The organism is Pseudomonas sp. S8 (assembly GCF_050473925.1).
Taxonomy (GTDB): Bacteria; Pseudomonadota; Gammaproteobacteria; order Pseudomonadales; family Pseudomonadaceae; genus Aquipseudomonas; species Aquipseudomonas parakoreensis.
The window spans coordinates 5221564-5238604 of record NZ_JBFDVZ010000016.1 but is presented as its reverse complement, the minus strand read 5'-3'; the positions used below and the strand labels follow the sequence as shown (position 1 = coordinate 5238604).

Below are 17041 nucleotides of genomic sequence, written 5' to 3'. Positions count from 1 at the left end.
CGTGATGGATTCATTGGATCCAAACAGCCCAGCGCGTAAAACGACTCACGGAGAGTTTGTGATGGAAATGTGGAAGGAGTCGCAATTAAAGCAACTGACTTTCGCGAGAGAAATAGAGACCGCTTATCCGATCCTGCTGAGATTCGCTCAAAACATAGGCTTCAACTTTTGTGCCATCTCTTTGACATCAAACAATCGGACCGCTGACTTTAAAGCCTTGCAAATCAATAACTATCCCAAAGAATGGAATAATCTCTATGAACAGAAAAGCTACAGCAAAGTTGACCCGGTAGTCATACACTGCAACCAGTCAATGCTGCCGATTGTCTGGACCGAAAAGTTGTTTGCGCCGACTCCACAGTTGTGGGACGCGCAACAGGAGCATGGATTGCGCCACGGTTGGTCCCAGTCGTTTCACCATGAAGCCAGCGGGCTGTGCAGCACACTCAGCCTTGTCAGGAAAAATGGTCCTCTGAGCCCGCTCGAGTTGTACGAGCATTTTGGCTACATGTTTTACGCGACCAGTCATCTGAGTGATCTGTTTGCCAGAACCCTGCCCACAGCCCCGAAAAAACCCCAACAACCGCACCTTTCACCGCGGGAACTGGAAGTGCTGAAGCTCTCGGCGCTCGGCAAAACAGCCTATGAAATCGCCAGGATCCTCTGCCTGAGCGAACGAACCGTGAATTACCACGTGCAAAACGTAATTATCAAACTGAACGTCTGCAACAAAATCTCCGCCGTCATCGCCGCCAGCCGCTGCGGCCTTCTCGACGCCCCCTCCGCCTAAAAGCCACGGGTATTTCAACAGAAAAAAACGTACCATTTGAGGCCTTCCCGAGTGATGACGTGAGCAGTGACGTCGTATTGCACTCGGACGGTTCCGCCGCACATTCCCTTGGCCGCGGGCCACCCGTTGATTATCCAGAGTCCCCGCCCCATGCCTTTGCTCGACACGCCCTTTGCCCAACTCGACCTGATCCGCCAGCCCGAGCAGCAGAATGAACCTCTGCAAGCCTTCGACGCGGCTGACGAGTACCTGCTCAATCATCTGGCCGCGCAACAACCGGCCGCAGACACTCGGGTATTGGTACTCAATGACAGCTTCGGGGCCTTGGCAGCGAGCCTGGCGGGCAAGGTTCAGGTCAGCAGCAGCGGCGATTCGTTTCTCGCGTTCCAGGGTCTGGAAAAGAATCTGGTACGCAACGGACTGCCATTCGATGCGGTGCGCGGCGTTGCGGCGAGTGAGCCGTTGACCGGGCCGTTCGACAAGGTGTTGATCCGCGTCCCCAAGACGCTCGCACTGCTGGAAGAGCAACTGATCCGTCTGCAAGGGCAACTGGCCCCCGGCGCCGAAGTGGTGGCAGCGGCCATGGTCAAACACTTGCCGCGCGCCGCCGGTGATCTGCTGGAGCGTTACATCGGCCCGGTACACGCTTCACTGGCGGTAAAAAAGGCTCGCCTGCTGATCGCGACGCCCGAGGCCAAAGCCCCGGCGACCTCGCCCTACCCGTCGCGCTACCAGCTCGACGAGCCGGCCATCGAGTTGCTCAACCACGCCAACGTGTTCTGCCGTGAAGGTCTGGATATCGGCACCCGGGCCTTTCTCCCGCACCTGCCCAAAAACCTCGGCAGCGCCCGGGTCGCCGACCTTGGCTGCGGTAACGGCGTACTGGCCATCGCCAGTGCTCTGCACAACCCTGACGCACACTACACGCTGGTCGACGAATCGTTCATGGCCGTGCAATCGGCTGCGCAAAACTGGCGCGCCGCGCTCGGCGAGCGCGAAGTGATCGTGCGCGCCGGCGATGGTCTGGCCGGGCAGGAGCCGCAATCGCTGGACGTGGTGTTGTGCAATCCGCCGTTCCATCAGCAGCAAGTGGTCGGCGATTTCCTCGCCTGGCGCATGTTCCAGCAGGCCCGCGAGGCGCTGGTGGTGGGCGGTGCGCTGTACATCGTCGGCAACCGGCACCTGGGTTATCACAGCAAGCTGGCGCGACTGTTCCGTGGCGTTGAGCAAGTGGCGGCCACGCCGAAATTCGTGATTCTCAAAGCCCGCAAGTAAAGCATCAGGCAAAAAAAACCCTCCGCGGTACAGAGGGTCATAAAACCGTGCCCAAGGGCAACGGGACGGGATGTCTCAGTGTGTGGTCAGGCCGGCCGCGCTCATGAACAGGCGCATCAGACTGGCGGCAATGAACAACGCGCCGACGCTACCGATCCAGATCAGGGCCAACCAGCCGAGCCGCTGCCACAGCGGCTTTTTTTCGGCTTCTTCAATCTCGTGCAGGGAATGTTTGCCGTTCATTGCATCGTTCCTCCATCAGGCGATGGCGTCGCCAGGGACGCCATCGCGAGCAGGTTCGCTCCCACAGGTGTGCGGGGCGGCAGTCTAGTGGTAACCGTCTTCATGGGTGACCTTGCCGCGGAACACGTAGTAGCTCCAGAAGGTGTAACCCAGGATGAACGGGATGATGAACAGCGTACCGACCAGCATGAAGCCCTGGCTTTGCGGCGGTGCGGCGGCGTCCCAGATCGAGATCGACGGCGGCACGATGTTCGGCCACAAACTGATGCCCAGACCGCTGTAGCCGAGGAAAATCAGCACCAGGGTCAGCAGGAACGGCATGTAGTTGGCGTTGCGCGCCACCGCGCGGATCAGCCCGTACAAGGTGACCAGCACCAGAATCGGCACCGGCATGAACCAGAACAGGTTCGGCATGCTGAACCAGCGAGTGGCGATTTCCGGGTGGGCCAGCGGCGTCCACAGGCTGACGATACCGATTACGGCCAGCAGCACGAACGCCAGCGGCCGCGCCAGGTTGTGCATCTGCTCCTGCAACTTGCCTTCGGTCTTCATGATCAGCCAAGTGCAGCCGAGCAAGGCATAGGCCACCACCAGCGCGGCGCCGCAGAACAGGGTGAACGGTGTCAGCCAGTCCAGTGAACCGCCGGCGTATTGCCGATTGACCACCGGCAAGCCGTCGATGAACGCCCCGAGTGCCACGCCCTGGAAGAACGTCGCCGCCACCGAACCGCCGATGAACGCCTTGTCCCACAGGTGACGTTTGTCGTCCTTGGCCTTGAAGCGGAACTCGAATGCCACGCCGCGGAAAATCAGCCCGATCAGCATGAAAATCAGCGGCAAGTACAGCGCCGACAGCACCACCGAATAGGCCAGCGGGAAAGCGCCAAACAACGCCGCGCCGCCCAATACCAGCCAGGTTTCATTGCCGTCCCACACTGGGGCGACAGTGTTCATCATCACGTCACGGTCGGTCTTGCCCGGGATGAACGGGAAGAGAATCCCGATCCCCAGGTCGAAACCGTCCATGACCACGTACATCATGATGCCGAAGATGATGATCACGGCCCAGATCAGCGGAAGATCAATACCCATGAGTCAAATCTCCTTTTCCAGGCTGCGCGGCGAGTCAGCGTCGGCGCCTTCGTCATCGGCGGCGGACAACGGACGCGCCGGGGTGCGTTTCTGGCCGGGACCACCTTCGTTGGTCTCCTTGCCTTCGTCGGTTTTCGGCCCTTTGCGCACCAGGCGCATCATGTAACCGAGCCCCGCACCGAACAGCGCGAAATACACCACAACGAACATGATCAGGGTGATGCTCATCTGCATGAAGCTGTGATTGGAGGACGCATCCGCCGTGCGCATCAGCCCGTAGACCACCCACGGTTGACGACCGATTTCGGTGGTGAACCAGCCGGCGAGGATCGCGATCAGGCCGGACGGCCCCATCCACAACGCCAGATACAGGAACGGGCGTGAGGTGTAGAGCGTGTCGCGCTTGCGCAGCCACAGGCTCCACAGACCGGTAAAGATCATCAGGAAACCGAGGCCGACCATGACCCGGAACGACCAGAACACGATGGTCGAGTTCGGCCGGTCTTCTGGCGGGAACTCCTTGAGCGCCGGCACCTGCTTGTCCAGCGAGTGGGTCAGGATCAGGCTGCCGAGGTACGGGATCTCCACGGCGAATTTGGTTTTCTCTTCTTTCATGTCCGGCCAGCCGAACAGGATCAACGGCGTCGCTTCGTTGCCTTTATTTTCCCAATGGCCTTCGATTGCGGCGATTTTTGCCGGCTGGTGCTCAAGGGTGTTGAGGCCGTGGAAGTCGCCGATCACGGCCTGGATCGGCGCGACGATCAGTGCCATCCACATCGCCATCGACAGCATGGTGCGGATCGCCGGGTTGTCCCTGCCGCGCAGCAAGTGCCAGGCCGCTGACGAGCCGACGAAGAACGCCGTGGCGACGAACGCCGCCGTCGCCATGTGCATCAGGCGATACGGGAACGACGGGTTGAACACGATGGCCAGCCAGTCGGTCGGGATCACTTGACCGTTGACGATCTCGAAGCCTTGCGGCGTCTGCATCCAGCTGTTGGACGCGAGAATCCAGAACGTCGAGATCAGCGTGCCGATCGCCACCATCACCGTGGAGAAAAAGTGCAGTTTTCGTCCGACCTTGTTCCAGCCGAACAGCATCACCCCGAGGAAACCGGCCTCGAGGAAGAACGCGGTGAGCACCTCGTAGGTCAGCAACGGTCCGGTGACGGAACCGGCGAAGTCCGAGAAACGGCTCCAGTTGGTACCAAACTGGTAGGCCATGACCAGACCAGAGACCACACCCATGCCGAAGTTGACGGCAAAGATCTTCGACCAGAAGTGGTACAGGTCTCGGTAGGTGTCATTATGGGTTTTCAACCACAGCCCTTCGAGCACCGCCAGGTAGCTCGCCAGACCAATGGTGATGGCCGGGAACAGGATGTGGAACGAGATGGTGAATGCGAACTGAATTCGGGCGAGATCGAGCGCCTCTAAACCGAACATAAGTCTTCCTCTGTCAGGTAATACCGGCGATGGGGCTTGTGGCCCCTGCACCTACTGCCCCCACGGATATCGAGTGCGGCGAATTCTGATTCGTTCTTTTTTAATAACCATCGCAACGCAGGGAGTCTGGCCGTCGGGCCACCAGACCATGGCCCGGGAGGGTCTTGATCTGGATCAAGCAACGTTAAAAGAGTAGTCCCATTTCCGACGAAGAACGGCGTGGTCGTTTGCCGCGTGACAAGTTGCCTCAGCGCCTGAGTAACGCTCTGAAATACATCCCCCAGAGCGGCACGACCTGTAGGGAGGGGATTCATCCCCGATGGGCGGCGAAGCAGCCCCCCTCCTATACACACTGCCTTTTGGTCGTGTCGGCAGTTTTTACGACTGCTACGCAGTCGATCGGGGATGAATCCCCTCGCCACAGGGGGATCGGCATCCAGTCCGGAGATAGATGTCTGGCTAACTAAATTTTTCGCCATGGCAACTTCCTGTTACAGACTGGTGATAACCTCACCGTTCCGCCCCGAGCCAGACCTGCCTTCAGATGCCCAGCCAAGAGCCCCTGCTGTTACGTCACCATCGTCCATTTCTTGCGTTCTGGTTCGCCCGGATCTTCACCGCCAGTGGCTTTCAGATGCTCACGGTGGCGATCGGCTGGAATCTGTATCAGTTGACCGGCAACGTGCTCGACCTGGGTCTGGTCGGTCTGGTGGAATTCGCGCCACGGGTGCTGTTCATGCTGCACACCGGTCACGTCGCCGACCGCTATGACCGGCGCCGGGTCGCGGCGATCTGTCAGTCGTTGCAGGCGTTGATTGCCCTGGCACTGGCCATCGGCAGTGCGACCGACCACGTCACCCGGGAAATGATCTTTATCCTCGCCTTCTTGCTCGGTGCCGCACGCTCCTTCGAGATGCCGACGACCCAGGCGCTGCTGCCAAGTATCGTGCCCAGCGCCCTGTTTCCACGGGCGGTCGCCGCAGCTCAATCGGCTCAACAGTCAGCCACCATCGTCGCCCCGGCCCTCGGTGGCTTGCTTTACGCGTTCGGCAGCGTCTGGGTTTACGGCCCGACGGTATTGCTCTATGTCATCGCCTGCACCTTGATGCTCAACCTGCCTGCCCGACAAACGCCACTGAACAAAGGCAAAGCCACGCTCGACTCGTTGCTGGCGGGCATCCGTTTCATTCGCAGCCGCCCGGACATCCTCGGGGCGATCTCGCTGGACTTGTTCGCCGTGCTGCTCGGCGGCGCCACCGCGTTGCTGCCGGTGTTCGCCAAGGACATTCTGCTCACCGGGCCGTGGGGCCTGGGCCTGCTGCGTTCGGCGCCGGCAGTCGGCGCGCTGGGGATGTCGCTGTTTCTGGCGCGATTCGCCGTCGAGCGCAATGTCGGGCGCGTGATGTTCACCGCCGTCGGCGTCTTCGGCGTGGCGACCATCGCCTTCGGCCTGTCGACCTCGTTCTGGTTCTCACTGGCGGTGCTGGTGGTGCTCGGCGCGGCGGACATGATCAGCATGGTGATCCGCGCCTCCTTCGTTCAGTTGGAAACCCCAGACGAAATGCGTGGTCGGGTCAGCGCGGTGAACGGCCTGTTCATCGGCGCCTCGAACCAGCTGGGCGAATTCGAATCCGGCCTCACCGCACACTGGTTCGGCACCGTCCCAGCCGTGGTGATGGGCGGGATCGGCACACTGGTAGTCACCGGGACGTGGATCAAACTGTTCCCGACCCTGGCCAAACGCGACCGGATGCATGTGCCGGTGGAGGAGGCGAAGGTCTGAGGCACATCAGCCAAATCAACACGCCAAGCACAAATTGATCGAAAAGGTGCGGTACATAGTTACCGCACAAAGTGTAATGTATCGCCTTACACTCGCCGCCATGATCAAATCCTTTCAGCACAAAGGCCTTCGTGGTTTCTATGAAACAGGTTCGACCCGCGGAATTCGCGCCGATCACGCAAAACGTCTGGCGCGTATGCTGCAGTTCATGGATCGCGCAGCACTTCCCGCAGACCTTGATCTGCCGGGTTGGCGCCTGCATCCACTGAAGGGTGAACTGTCCGAATATTGGTCGCTCAGTGTTTCAGGCAACTGGCGGGTTATCTTTCGTTTTGTCGGTTCGGACATCGAATTGGTCGATTATCTGGACTACCACTGACAGGAGGCAGGCTCATGCCCATGCACAACCCGCCACACCCCGGTGAAACGCTGCTCATGGATGTCTTGCCAGAGTTAGGTATCAGCGTGAGTGAATTGGCCCGACATCTGGGCTTCGCCCGCCCTCATCTTTCCCGCGTATTGCACGGCCATGCACCGATCAGCCCGGATCTGGCAGTAAGGCTGGAGCGAGCAGGTATCGGCAAGGCGCGTGTGTGGCTAGGCGTTCAAACCGATTACGATCTGTGGCAAGCAGAGCATCGGGAGCAACCCGCCATTACGCCTATCGCTGCCCACGCCTGAAGCCATCACACCAACATCTCCCCCGCCACTTTCGCCCGCAACGCCTTGCCACCAAGTTGCTCGACCAGCGTCAGGGCAAACGCCAGTACGGCGCCGGAGCCCTGGGCGGTGATGCAATTGCCGTCGACCACCACCGGTTGATCAACAAACGTACAGCCCGACAGTTGATGACTGACACTTGGCAGGCAGGTCATGCGTCGCTGGCGCAATACGCCAGCGGCTTGCAGGGCGATGGCCGGGGCTTCGCCGATGGCAGCGAACAGGCGTCCGGCGCTGGCCTGATCCTTGAGCAATTGTTGCAGCGGCTGATGCGCCGCCAGATGTTGAGAACCGACAGCCCCGCCGGGCAGGACGATCAGGTCAAACGTCTGCGCCAGTACATCGACCAGCATGCCATCGGCCGTCAGGCGCGTACCGCGTGCGCAGGTCAGCATGCGCCGGCCTTCGATGCTGGCCGCCACCACTTCAATGCCGGCGCGGCGCAGCACGTCGATCAGGGTCACGCTGTGCAGATCATCGATGCCCTCGGCGAGGGTAATCAGGGCTCTAAAGGTCATGGGCGCCATCCGCTGAGTGATCTTTAAAGCGTAGTCAGCTTTGCCTTGCCCTGTTCGATGGCAGCCGTTACTTGATGTAAAGCTGGGTCGACATCGTGTTGCGTGGCGCGTTGATCGAGGTGTTGCTGAAACTGAAGGTGCCTTCCTGCTTGCCAGCCAGATCGAAGGTATACAGCGAGCCGACCGTTTTGCTGCCGGGGATGCATTCGGTCAGATTGCCGGTATCAAAAGCGCACACCGGCGCCCGGGTGCCATTCACTTCAAAACCGTCCAGCGTGGCATGCGGCTGGTTCTGGCCATAGCCGATTTCCAGCACATACACCTTGATGCTCGGGCCGCTGTGATTACATTGGGTTTGCGGCTGGTTATCGCCAATGTCTTCCAGGCCACAGGCCGGCGACTGGACCTTGATCACTTTCACTTCGGTCAACGGTGGCGCCGAGGCTGCCAGCACCGCCGTCGGCCCGGCCATCAGCCCTGCCATTAACCCGAAAGCCTGCATCCAGCGCTTGCCCATTTGATCGCGTTTCCCCGAAAAATTCAGCGCGCAGTATGGCGCAGATAACCCTGCTACAAAACTTCGACGACGTTCGGCACCAACAACCGCCATATTCCTCACGCTGCTGGTATGATGCGCGGCTTTTTCCGGCCCACCACAAAATCCCAGGCGCTTGCGACGGTCTGTGCTTTGCTGTTGAGGTCGATACATTCACGGCGCCGCGCGCGCCACGGGGAGCAGACATGCTGGAAAGGCTGTTTCAACTCAAGGCACACAACACCAACGTGCGGACCGAGATTCTGGCGGGCGTCACGACCTTCCTGGCCATGGCCTACATTCTGTTCGTCAACCCGAGCATCCTCGGCGAGACCGGCATGGACAAGGGCGCGGTGTTCGTCGCCACCTGTCTGGCAGCCGCCATCGGCTCGACCATCATGGGCCTGATCGCCAACTACCCGATTGCCCTCGCGCCAGGCATGGGCCTGAACGCCTTCTTCACTTACACCGTGGTCCTGCACATGGGCCACACCTGGCAAGTGGCGCTGGGCGCGGTGTTCATCTCGGCGGTGTGCTTCTTCCTGCTGTCGATCTTCCGCATCCGCGAATGGATCATCAACAGCATCCCGCTGCCGCTACGCTCGGCGATTGCCGCCGGTATCGGCCTGTTCCTGGCGCTGATCGCCCTGCACAACGCGGGCATCGTGGTCAGCAACCCGGCGACCATGGTCGGCCTCGGTGACCTGAAAGCCCCCGCGCCGATCCTCGCCACCCTCGGCTTCGCCCTGATCGTCGCCCTCGAAGCGCTGAAAGTGCGCGGCGCAGTGCTGATCGGCATTCTGGCAGTGACCATCATCTCCATCGCCATGGGCTTCACTCCGTTTGGCGGCGTGACCTCGATGCCACCTTCGCTGGCCCCGACCTTCATGCAACTGGACATCAAGGGCGCGCTGGACATTGGTCTGGTCAGCGTGATCTTCGCCTTCCTGTTCGTCGACCTGTTCGACAACTCCGGCACCCTGATCGGCGTCGCCAAACGCGCCGGCCTGATGGGCAAGGATGGCCACATGCCGAAAATGGGTCGCGCACTGATCGCCGACAGCACCGCGGCGATGGCCGGCTCGCTGCTGGGTACTTCGACCACCACCAGCTACATCGAATCCGCTGCGGGCGTGAGTGCCGGCGGCCGTACCGGTCTGACAGCGATCGTCGTGGCGATCCTGTTCCTGCTGGCGCTGTTCTTCTCGCCACTGGCGGCCAGCGTTCCGGCATTCGCCACCGCACCGGCGCTGCTGTTCGTCGCCGTGCTGATGACCTCGGGCCTGGCGGAAATAGACTGGGAAGACATCACCGTTGCCGCACCGGTCGTGGTCACCGCGCTGGCGATGCCGTTCACTTACTCGATCGCCAACGGCATCGCCTTCGGTTTCATCGCCTGGACCGTGATCAAGCTGCTGTCGGGCCGCGCCCGTGAGCTGAACCCGGCGCTGGTGATTCTGTCGATTCTGTTCGTGATCAAGTTGGGTTGGTTCAACGCATGACTTTCGATTCCCAGGCCTACGCCACTCAGCTCGAAGACAAGGTCACGCGTTTGCGTGACCTGCTGGCCCCGTTCGATGCACCAGAGCCGACCGTGTTCGACTCGCCGCTGCAGAACTTCCGCCTACGCGCGGAATTTCGCCTGTGGCGCGAGGCCGGCGAGCGGCACTACGCGATGTTCTCCCAGGACGACAAACGCACGCCGATCCTGATCGAAGAGTTCCCGATTGCCAGCTTGCGCATCAACCAGTTGATGCCGCAGCTCAAGGCCGCGTGGCAGGCCAGCGCGGCGCTGAGCCACAAGCTGTTCCAGGTGGAATTCCTGACCACCCTGGCCGACGACGCGATGATCACCCTGTGCTACCACCGTCCGCTGGACGAGCACTGGCATGCGGCCGCGTCGAAGTTGGCGGCTGATCTCAACGTCAGCGTCATCGGGCGTTCCAAGGGCAAGCGCGAAGTCATCGGCCACGATTACGTGGTGGAGAAACTCGACGTCGGCGGTCGCACCTTCAGCTACCGTCAGCCGGAAGGCGCGTTCACCCAGCCCAACGGCACGGTGAACCAGAAAATGCTCAACTGGGCCTACGAAGCACTGGGCGATCGTCCTGACGATCTGCTGGAGCTGTATTGCGGCAACGGCAACTTCACCCTGCCGCTCGCCACCCGCGTGCGCAACGTGCTGGCCACCGAGATCAGCAAGACCTCGGTCAACGCCGCACTGAGCAACCTCAGCGAAAACGCTGTGGATAACGTCACGCTGGTACGTCTGTCCGCCGAAGAGCTGACCGAAGCACTCAACGAAGTGCGCCCGTTCCGTCGCCTGCAGGGCATCGACCTGAAGAGCTACGAGTTCGGCAGTGTGTTTGTCGACCCGCCGCGCGCCGGCATGGACCCGGACACCTGCGAGCTGACCCGGCGCTTCGACAACATCCTGTACATCTCCTGCAACCCGGAAACCCTCGCGGCCAACATCGCCCAACTGCACGACACGCACCGCATCAGCCGCTGCGCGATGTTCGATCAGTTCCCGTGGACGCATCACATGGAGTCCGGGGTGTTGCTGACCCGGCGTTGATGGCCAATGCCAGATGCGAGAAAGCCGTCGTGATTGACGGCTTTTTTGTGGGTGCGATTTCCTGATCTGTGCGATCACCGAACATAAAACGTCGGAGGCAACGCCGTTCAATTGACCATGGTAACCATCTGGTACATTTTACCTCCACAGGCTGAAACCTTCGGCCCAAGCCAAAAACAATAAGTGGAGTTTGCCCCCATGCCCCCTATCGTTCTGGTGCTCAACGGCCCGAACCTGAACCTGCTCGGCACCCGTGAACCGGCAACCTACGGTCACGAAACCCTGGCTGATATCTCTGCCCTGTGCGGGCGCGCCGCCGAAGAATTCGGCCTGGCCGTGGAGTTTCGCCAGACCAATCACGAAGGCGAACTGCTCGACTGGATTCATGCGGCACGCGGCCGTTGCGCCGGAATCGTGATCAACCCGGCAGCCTGGACGCACACATCGGTGGCGATCCGCGACGCCTTGGTCGCCAGTGAGTTGCCAGTGATCGAAGTGCACCTGTCCAACGTGCATGCGCGTGAGCCATTCCGCCACCACTCGTTTGTCTCGGCCATCGCCACGGCGGTGATGTGCGGCTTCGGCAGCCATGGCTATCGCCTGGCTCTGGAGCATTTCAGTCAGCGACTGAAGGGGCGCGCAGCATGACCCGTAAACCGGTAATACTGGCTGGCCTGATCGGCGCGGGCATTCAAGCCTCGCGCACGCCAGCCCTGCATGAACACGAAGGCGATGCCCAAGGCTTGCGCTATCTGTATCGGCTGATCGACCTCGATCAGTTGCAACTCGACAGCAATGCCCTGCCCGACTTGCTGCAGGCCGCCGAACGGATGAACTACACCGGCCTGAACATCACCTTCCCGTGCAAGCAGGCAATCATCCCGCTGCTCGACGAACTGTCGCCGGAAGCCCGGGGCATCGGCGCGGTCAACACCGTGGTGCTCAAGGACGGCAAACGCATCGGCCACAACACCGACTGCCTGGGTTTTGCCGAAGGTTTTCGCCGTGGCCTGAAAGACGCTGCGCGTGCACGTGTCGTACAGATGGGTGCCGGTGGCGCAGGGGCGGCGGTGGCCCACGCGCTGTTGAGCGAAGGCGTGCAGCAACTGAGTATTTTCGACGTCGATCGCGAGCGCGCCGAGAGTCTGGCGAACAACCTCAACCAGCATTTCGGCTCAGGTCGCGCGGTGGCCGGGCACGATCTGCCGAGTACGCTGAACCAGGCCGATGGTCTGGTGAACACCACGCCGATGGGCATGGCCAAACTGCCGGGGATGCCCGTGCCGGTGGAGTTGCTGCGCAAGGAATTGTGGGTCGCGGAGATCGTGTACTTCCCGCTGGAAACCGAACTGCTGCGCAACGCCCGCGCCTTGGGTTGCCGCACGCTGGACGGCGGCAACATGGCGGTGTTTCAAGCGGTGAAGGCGTTTGAGCTGTTCAGCGGCGTGGTGCCGGATGCGCAGCGCATGCTGGCGCATTTTCAAAGCATGAACGTTTAAAAGATCAAAAGATCGCAGCCTTCGGCAGCTCCTACAGGGCCTTGTGTAGGAGCTGCCGAAGGCTGCGATCTTTTGCTTGTCACGGCTGCAAGTAGCGCAACACCGACTCGCAGATCATCTCGCGATGACGCTGCTTGATGCTTTCGTCCGGCAGGTCGATCTGAAAGATCTCACCGAACGTGTGGCGGTTCGAGACGCGGTAGAAGCAGAACGAGCTGATCAGCAAGTGCACATCCAGCGCGTCGAGCCCGGCGCGGAACACGCCCTCCTCGGCACCGCGGCGCAAAATCTCGCCCAGCGAATCGAGGATCGTATTGTTCATCGCCTTGATCGCATCGGAACGCTTCACGAATTCGGCGTTGTGGATGTTTTCGATGCAGACGATGCGCACGAAATCGACGTTGCGGTCATGGTGGTCGAAGGTGAACTCCACCAGTCGGCGGATCGCCACCACCGGCGGCAACTCGGCGAGGTGCAGGCGGTTTTCGGTGCTGCGGATATCGCCGTAAAGCTTCTCCAGCACCTCGACGTACAACTGCTCCTTACTGCCGAAGTAGTAATAGATCATGCGTTTGGAGGTATGGATACGCTCGGCGATCGCGTCAACGCGGGCACCGGACAAACCCTGCTGGACGAACTCGACGATCGCCTCCTGCAGGATGTTCTCGCGGGTCTTTTCCGGGTTGTTCTTGCGACTCTTGCGCGGCTCGATGCCGGATACGACGGAGGCGGCGGGGAGTTCTGAAGTCATTGTCATTGCGGGCTCACGGCCATCACTGCACAGGTTGGCGATTATGGGCCGCGCTGCACAGTGAAGGAAGCCACGCGGCTCGTGTTTAATCCCGCGTTTACGAAATTCCTACAACTTCGCCTGACGCACGGCGCCGCTGCGTGATTTGGCCATCGCCGCCAGACGTACCGCGACGTTCGCCGCACCATAACCGGCATAGCCGTTTTTACGCTGGATGATCTCGAAGAAGAAGCGCCCCTCGAACGGCTCGGTGTACACGTGGAACAACTCGCCGCCCTGCGCGTCGCGGTCGTAGAGCACGTTGTAGTACGCCAGCTCGCTGAGGAACTCGTCGTCGAAATCGAAGCGCGCGGCGAGGTCGTCGTAATAGTTGAGCGGGATATCCAGCAACGGCACACCAGCTTCTTTGGCGCGGCTGACTTCGGCGAAGATGTCATCACAATCGAAGGCGATGTGATGCACACCGGAGCCGCGATAACTCGACAGTGCGTGAGAAATCGCGGTGTTGCGGTTCTCCGAGATATTCAGCGGCAAGCGGATCGAACTGTCGCGGCTGCGCAACGCGCGGCTCTTCACCAGCCCGTACGGATCGGGCAGCACCACTTCATCGTCGGCCTCGAAATCCAGCAGGCTCTTGTAGAACAGCACCCAACTGTCGAGGCTGTCGGCCGGCAACGCCATGGCCATGTGATCGATGCGCTTGAGGCCGCCACGGGCCAGGGCGTTCGGCAGCAGATTGAAGTCGGTGCCATAGACATCCGCCGCTTCATCCACCAGATAAATCAGGCTGCCGTCCGGTGCACGCACCGCGGCCAGTTCCAGTTCGTTGGGGCCGACCAGGCCGCGATAGGGCTGGCCCTTGTAGGCGACGGCGCGGGCCAGGGCGCTGGCGCTGTCCTTGACCCGCACGGCGGTGGCGCACAGCGACGGGCCGTGCGCCTCAAAGAAACTGTGGCCGAACGAATACGGTTCGGCGTTGAGGATCAGGTTGATATCGCCCTGACGCAGCAGGCTCACGCTCTTGGAGCGATGCTGCCCGGCCTTGACGAAGCCCAGGCGCTCCAGCCAGTTGCTCAGTTTGGCGCCGAGGCTTTCGTCGACGGCGAACTCGAGAAACTCGATGCCGTTGTACTCGCTGGCCGGCGGCGTTTCGAAGAGGATGTCGCGGTTGGCCACCGGCGTCGGTTGCTGCTCCAGGCGCTGACGGGTCTTCTCTTCCAGATACAGCAGCGAACGCAGACCATCGGCGGCATTCGCTCGAGGTGGCGCGGCGCGGAAGCCGTCGTTGAAAATTTCCAGCGACAACGGCCCGGTGTAACCGCTCTGGATGATCGGCGCGAGGAAGCCCGGCAGATCGAATTCGCCCTGCCCCGGGAAGCAACGGAAATGCCGGCTCCATTCCAGAACATCCATGGCGAGGATCGGCGCGTCGGCCATTTGCACAAAGAAGATCTTGTCGCCGGGAATGTCGGCAATCGCGCCTGGATCACCTTTCAGCGACAAGGTGTGAAAGCTGTCGAGCAGCACGCCGAGGGCCGGGTGATCGGCCTGGCGGACGATGTCCCAGACCTGTTGATACGTATTGACGTGCCGGCCCCAGGCCAGCGCTTCATAGCCGATGCGCAACCCGCGCGCGCCGGCCCGTTCGGCCAGCAGGCGCAGGTCATCGACCAGAATCTGCCGGTCGCCGACGCTGTCTGCCGAGGCGTTGCTGCAGACCAGCACCAGGTCGGTGCCCAGTTCCTGCATCAGGTCGAATTTGCGCTCGGCCCGCTCCAGATTGCGCGCCAGCCGATCTCGGCGGCAACCTTCGAAATCGCGGAACGGCTGGAACAGCGTGATGGCGATCCCCAGGTCAGCGCACATCTGCCTGATTTCCCGCGGACTGCCGTCGTAATACAGAAGATCGTTCTCGAAAATCTCGACGCCGTCGAACCCGGCGGCGGCAATGGCTTCGAGCTTTTCCGGCAGGGTGCCGCTCAGGGAAACGGTGGCAATGGAACGCTGCATGTTGCTACTCCCGGACTTCGCCGCGCTTATCTTTAAGGTAGGAGCTGCCGAAGGCTGCGATCTTTTGATCCTTGTCCTGAAAAGCAAATTCAAAAGATCGCAGCCTTCGGCAGCTCCTACACAGGATGTTTTTTATCGTTGGGAAATTATTGGCTGCATGACTGCGCACAGCAATTTAAAGTGTACCAGCCGGTTAGTTTTGCGTGCGATTATCGAACACTATGGCGTTTCGACGAATTGACGATTTTTCGTCCACTGCCCACCATCGACTCCACATTGAGTCCGGATATGAACCTTCGGTCGCAGTGCGTGCAAACAACACCACATAACAAATTCAAAAACGGGTGGAACAATGATTCCTTCACAGACTTCCCGCATGGCTCCGGCCATGAGCACTGCCACGGGTGGCATCGGCGACAAGATCCGCGGCGCCATGGCCGTCGGCAAGACCCGTTGGGGCATGCTGGCGCTGGTGTTTTTCGCCACGACCCTGAACTACATCGACCGCGCCGCCCTCGGCGTCATGCAGCCCATTCTTGCCAAAGAAATGAGCTGGACGGCGATGGATTACGCCAACATCAACTTCTGGTTTCAGGTCGGCTACGCGATCGGCTTCGTCCTGCAGGGACGCCTGATCGACCGGGTCGGCGTGAAACGCGTGTTCTTCTGCGCGGTGCTGCTCTGGAGCCTGGCCACCGGCGCCCACGGTCTGGCGACGTCGGCCGTCGGCTTCATGGTCTGCCGGTTTATCCTCGGCCTGACCGAAGCGGCCAACTACCCGGCCTGCGTGAAAACCACGCGCCTGTGGTTCCCGGCCGGCGAACGCGCGGTGGCCACCGGCATCTTCAACGCCGGGACCAACGTCGGCGCCATGTTCACGCCGATGCTGCTGCCGCTGATTCTCCACGTCTGGGGCTGGCAGGCAGCGTTCCTGTGCATGTCGGCACTGGGCGGGATCTGGCTGCTGTTCTGGGGCTTGAAATACTTCAACCCGGAAGACCATCCGAGCGTCAAACAGTCGGAGCTGGAATACATCCAGAAAGAAGTCGAACCGGAACAGGCCCGCGTCCCGTTCTCACGCATCCTGCGCATGCGCGGCACCTGGGCGTTCGCCCTCGCCTATTCGCTGACCGCGCCGGTGTTCTGGTTCTACCTGTATTGGTTGCCGCCGTTTCTCAACCAGCAATACAACCTGGGCATCAACGTCACCCAAATGGGTATTCCGCTGATCATCATCTACGTGACGGCCGACTTCGGCAGCGTCGGTGGCGGCATTCTGTCTTCGTTCCTGATCGGTCGCGGCATGAACTCGATCAAGGCGCGACTGCTGTCGATGTTCCTGTTCGCCTGCTGCATCATCGGCGTGATCATGGCCGCCGGTTCGGGCAATCTGTGGGTCGCCGTCGCGGCAATCTCCCTGGCGATCGGCGCGCATCAGGCCTGGACCGCGAACATCTGGAGCCTGGTGATGGACTACACGCCCAAGCACATGATGAGCACGGTGTTCGGTTTCGGCGGCATGTGCGCAGCGATTGGCGGGATGTTCATGACCCAGATCGTCGGCCACATTCTGACCGTCACCAACAACAACTACACGGTGCTGTTCACGCTGATCCCGGCGATGTACTTCATTGCCCTGACCTGGATGTACTTCATGGCACCGCGCAAGATTCCTGACGTCACCGAATAACCGGCCCCTACCACGTCCCCCTGTGGGAGCGGGCTTGCTCGCGAAAGCGCCCAGTCAGTCACTGAAGATGCCGACTGAAACGACGCCTTCGCGAGCAAGCTCGCTCCCACA

At 60.9% G+C, this 17041-nt stretch carries 18 protein-coding genes; 11 read left to right on the top strand and 7 right to left on the bottom strand.

Annotated elements, in window-relative coordinates; genetic code table 11:
* Nucleotides 1-61: 61 nt before the first annotated feature.
* Entirely contained in the window at nt 62-790 is a 729-nt protein-coding gene (locus tag AB1J88_RS24820; RefSeq protein ID WP_108183863.1) for a helix-turn-helix transcriptional regulator, read from the top strand.
* A 150-nt stretch (nt 791-940) separates the two neighbouring features.
* Complete coding sequence (locus AB1J88_RS24815) at nt 941-2065, top strand: methyltransferase (protein ID WP_430292166.1); 1125 nt, start codon at nt 941-943, stop codon at nt 2063-2065.
* Between the two features lie 75 nt (nt 2066-2140).
* Here the strand turns inward: AB1J88_RS24815 and AB1J88_RS24810 are convergent, their stop codons facing one another.
* The 3 genes from AB1J88_RS24810 to AB1J88_RS24800 form a co-directional block, all read right to left on the bottom strand.
* Nucleotides 2141-2308: a DUF2474 domain-containing protein gene (locus AB1J88_RS24810; RefSeq protein WP_080963309.1), complete on the bottom strand. Its 168-nt coding sequence runs from the start codon at nt 2306-2308 to the stop codon at nt 2141-2143.
* 84 nt (nt 2309-2392) lie between these two features.
* Nucleotides 2393-3400 (bottom strand): cytochrome d ubiquinol oxidase subunit II, encoded by a 1008-nt coding sequence (cydB, locus tag AB1J88_RS24805; RefSeq protein WP_007963753.1) that lies wholly within the window; start codon nt 3398-3400, stop codon nt 2393-2395.
* Between the two features lie 3 nt (nt 3401-3403).
* The gene (locus AB1J88_RS24800; RefSeq protein WP_041065206.1) at nt 3404-4846 is read right to left on the bottom strand and encodes a cytochrome ubiquinol oxidase subunit I; all 1443 of its coding nucleotides are present in this window, start codon (nt 4844-4846) and stop codon (nt 3404-3406) included.
* 544 nt (nt 4847-5390) lie between these two features.
* Here AB1J88_RS24800 and AB1J88_RS24795 point away from each other — a divergent pair.
* The 3 genes from AB1J88_RS24795 to AB1J88_RS24785 all read left to right on the top strand — a co-directional run bounded on the left by AB1J88_RS24795 (nt 5391) and on the right by AB1J88_RS24785 (nt 7310).
* A complete protein-coding gene (locus AB1J88_RS24795) occupies nt 5391-6629 on the top strand; it encodes an MFS transporter (RefSeq protein ID WP_222018277.1) in 1239 nt (412 codons plus the stop codon).
* 100 nt (nt 6630-6729) lie between these two features.
* Complete coding sequence (locus AB1J88_RS24790; RefSeq protein WP_027612847.1) at nt 6730-7008, top strand: type II toxin-antitoxin system RelE/ParE family toxin; 279 nt, start codon at nt 6730-6732, stop codon at nt 7006-7008.
* A 14-nt stretch (nt 7009-7022) separates the two neighbouring features.
* Nucleotides 7023-7310: a HigA family addiction module antitoxin gene (locus AB1J88_RS24785; RefSeq protein WP_108183866.1), complete on the top strand. Its 288-nt coding sequence runs from the start codon at nt 7023-7025 to the stop codon at nt 7308-7310.
* A 5-nt stretch (nt 7311-7315) separates the two neighbouring features.
* On the opposite strand, the gene AB1J88_RS24780 is transcribed toward AB1J88_RS24785, so the two are convergent.
* Together AB1J88_RS24780 and AB1J88_RS24775 are read right to left on the bottom strand one after the other, a co-directional pair.
* Nucleotides 7316-7867, bottom strand: coding sequence for a DJ-1 family glyoxalase III (locus AB1J88_RS24780; RefSeq protein ID WP_430292165.1), 552 nt, complete (start codon nt 7865-7867; stop codon nt 7316-7318).
* Between the two features lie 67 nt (nt 7868-7934).
* Nucleotides 7935-8384: a YolA family protein gene (locus AB1J88_RS24775; protein ID WP_145598307.1), complete on the bottom strand. Its 450-nt coding sequence runs from the start codon at nt 8382-8384 to the stop codon at nt 7935-7937.
* A 224-nt stretch (nt 8385-8608) separates the two neighbouring features.
* Between AB1J88_RS24775 and AB1J88_RS24770 the strand changes: the two genes are divergently transcribed.
* The 4 genes from AB1J88_RS24770 (at nt 8609) to AB1J88_RS24755 (ending at nt 12479) form a co-directional block, all read left to right on the top strand.
* Entirely contained in the window at nt 8609-9904 is a 1296-nt protein-coding gene (locus AB1J88_RS24770; RefSeq protein ID WP_047296708.1) for an NCS2 family permease, read from the top strand.
* Nucleotides 9901-10980, top strand: coding sequence for a tRNA (uridine(54)-C5)-methyltransferase TrmA (gene trmA, locus AB1J88_RS24765; RefSeq protein ID WP_430292164.1), 1080 nt, complete (start codon nt 9901-9903; stop codon nt 10978-10980). The genes AB1J88_RS24770 and trmA overlap by 4 nt, the downstream gene beginning before the upstream one ends.
* A 198-nt stretch (nt 10981-11178) precedes the next feature.
* Nucleotides 11179-11628, top strand: a complete 450-nt coding sequence (gene aroQ / locus AB1J88_RS24760) for a type II 3-dehydroquinate dehydratase (protein WP_025108744.1) — start codon at nt 11179-11181, stop codon at nt 11626-11628.
* Nucleotides 11625-12479, top strand: a complete 855-nt coding sequence (locus tag AB1J88_RS24755) for a shikimate dehydrogenase (protein ID WP_430292163.1) — start codon at nt 11625-11627, stop codon at nt 12477-12479. The genes aroQ and AB1J88_RS24755 overlap by 4 nt, the downstream gene beginning before the upstream one ends.
* A 79-nt stretch (nt 12480-12558) precedes the next feature.
* Here the strand turns inward: AB1J88_RS24755 and AB1J88_RS24750 are convergent, their stop codons facing one another.
* Together AB1J88_RS24750 and quiC are read right to left on the bottom strand one after the other, a co-directional pair.
* The gene (locus AB1J88_RS24750) at nt 12559-13236 is read right to left on the bottom strand and encodes a TetR family transcriptional regulator (protein WP_041065184.1); all 678 of its coding nucleotides are present in this window, start codon (nt 13234-13236) and stop codon (nt 12559-12561) included.
* A 102-nt stretch (nt 13237-13338) separates the two neighbouring features.
* Nucleotides 13339-15240, bottom strand: coding sequence for a 3-dehydroshikimate dehydratase QuiC (gene quiC / locus AB1J88_RS24745; protein WP_430292162.1), 1902 nt, complete (start codon nt 15238-15240; stop codon nt 13339-13341).
* Here quiC and AB1J88_RS24740 point away from each other — a divergent pair.
* Both AB1J88_RS24740 and AB1J88_RS24735 read left to right on the top strand, forming a co-directional pair.
* Nucleotides 15239-15481, top strand: a complete 243-nt coding sequence (locus AB1J88_RS24740) for a hypothetical protein (RefSeq protein WP_086792893.1) — start codon at nt 15239-15241, stop codon at nt 15479-15481. The genes quiC and AB1J88_RS24740 overlap by 2 nt on opposite strands.
* Nucleotides 15482-15592: 111 nt before the next feature.
* Nucleotides 15593-16930: an MFS transporter gene (locus tag AB1J88_RS24735; protein ID WP_222018262.1), complete on the top strand. Its 1338-nt coding sequence runs from the start codon at nt 15593-15595 to the stop codon at nt 16928-16930.
* Nucleotides 16931-17041: the final 111 nt, after the last annotated feature.

Coding starts and splice junctions, on each gene's coding strand:
- AB1J88_RS24820 (WP_108183863.1), top strand. CDS start 62: ATGGAAATGTGGAAGGAGTCGCAATTAAAGCAACTGACTTTCGCGAGA.
- AB1J88_RS24815 (WP_430292166.1), top strand. CDS start 941: ATGCCTTTGCTCGACACGCCCTTTGCCCAACTCGACCTGATCCGCCAG.
- AB1J88_RS24810 (WP_080963309.1), bottom strand. CDS start 2,308: ATGAACGGCAAACATTCCCTGCACGAGATTGAAGAAGCCGAAAAAAAG.
- cydB (WP_007963753.1), bottom strand. CDS start 3,400: ATGGGTATTGATCTTCCGCTGATCTGGGCCGTGATCATCATCTTCGGC.
- AB1J88_RS24800 (WP_041065206.1), bottom strand. CDS start 4,846: ATGTTCGGTTTAGAGGCGCTCGATCTCGCCCGAATTCAGTTCGCATTC.
- AB1J88_RS24795 (WP_222018277.1), top strand. CDS start 5,391: ATGCCCAGCCAAGAGCCCCTGCTGTTACGTCACCATCGTCCATTTCTT.
- AB1J88_RS24790 (WP_027612847.1), top strand. CDS start 6,730: ATGATCAAATCCTTTCAGCACAAAGGCCTTCGTGGTTTCTATGAAACA.
- AB1J88_RS24785 (WP_108183866.1), top strand. CDS start 7,023: ATGCCCATGCACAACCCGCCACACCCCGGTGAAACGCTGCTCATGGAT.
- AB1J88_RS24780 (WP_430292165.1), bottom strand. CDS start 7,867: ATGACCTTTAGAGCCCTGATTACCCTCGCCGAGGGCATCGATGATCTG.
- AB1J88_RS24775 (WP_145598307.1), bottom strand. CDS start 8,384: ATGGGCAAGCGCTGGATGCAGGCTTTCGGGTTAATGGCAGGGCTGATG.
- AB1J88_RS24770 (WP_047296708.1), top strand. CDS start 8,609: ATGCTGGAAAGGCTGTTTCAACTCAAGGCACACAACACCAACGTGCGG.
- trmA (WP_430292164.1), top strand. CDS start 9,901: ATGACTTTCGATTCCCAGGCCTACGCCACTCAGCTCGAAGACAAGGTC.
- aroQ (WP_025108744.1), top strand. CDS start 11,179: ATGCCCCCTATCGTTCTGGTGCTCAACGGCCCGAACCTGAACCTGCTC.
- AB1J88_RS24755 (WP_430292163.1), top strand. CDS start 11,625: ATGACCCGTAAACCGGTAATACTGGCTGGCCTGATCGGCGCGGGCATT.
- AB1J88_RS24750 (WP_041065184.1), bottom strand. CDS start 13,236: ATGACAATGACTTCAGAACTCCCCGCCGCCTCCGTCGTATCCGGCATC.
- AB1J88_RS24740 (WP_086792893.1), top strand. CDS start 15,239: ATGTTGCTACTCCCGGACTTCGCCGCGCTTATCTTTAAGGTAGGAGCT.
- quiC (WP_430292162.1), bottom strand. CDS start 15,240: ATGCAGCGTTCCATTGCCACCGTTTCCCTGAGCGGCACCCTGCCGGAA.
- AB1J88_RS24735 (WP_222018262.1), top strand. CDS start 15,593: ATGATTCCTTCACAGACTTCCCGCATGGCTCCGGCCATGAGCACTGCC.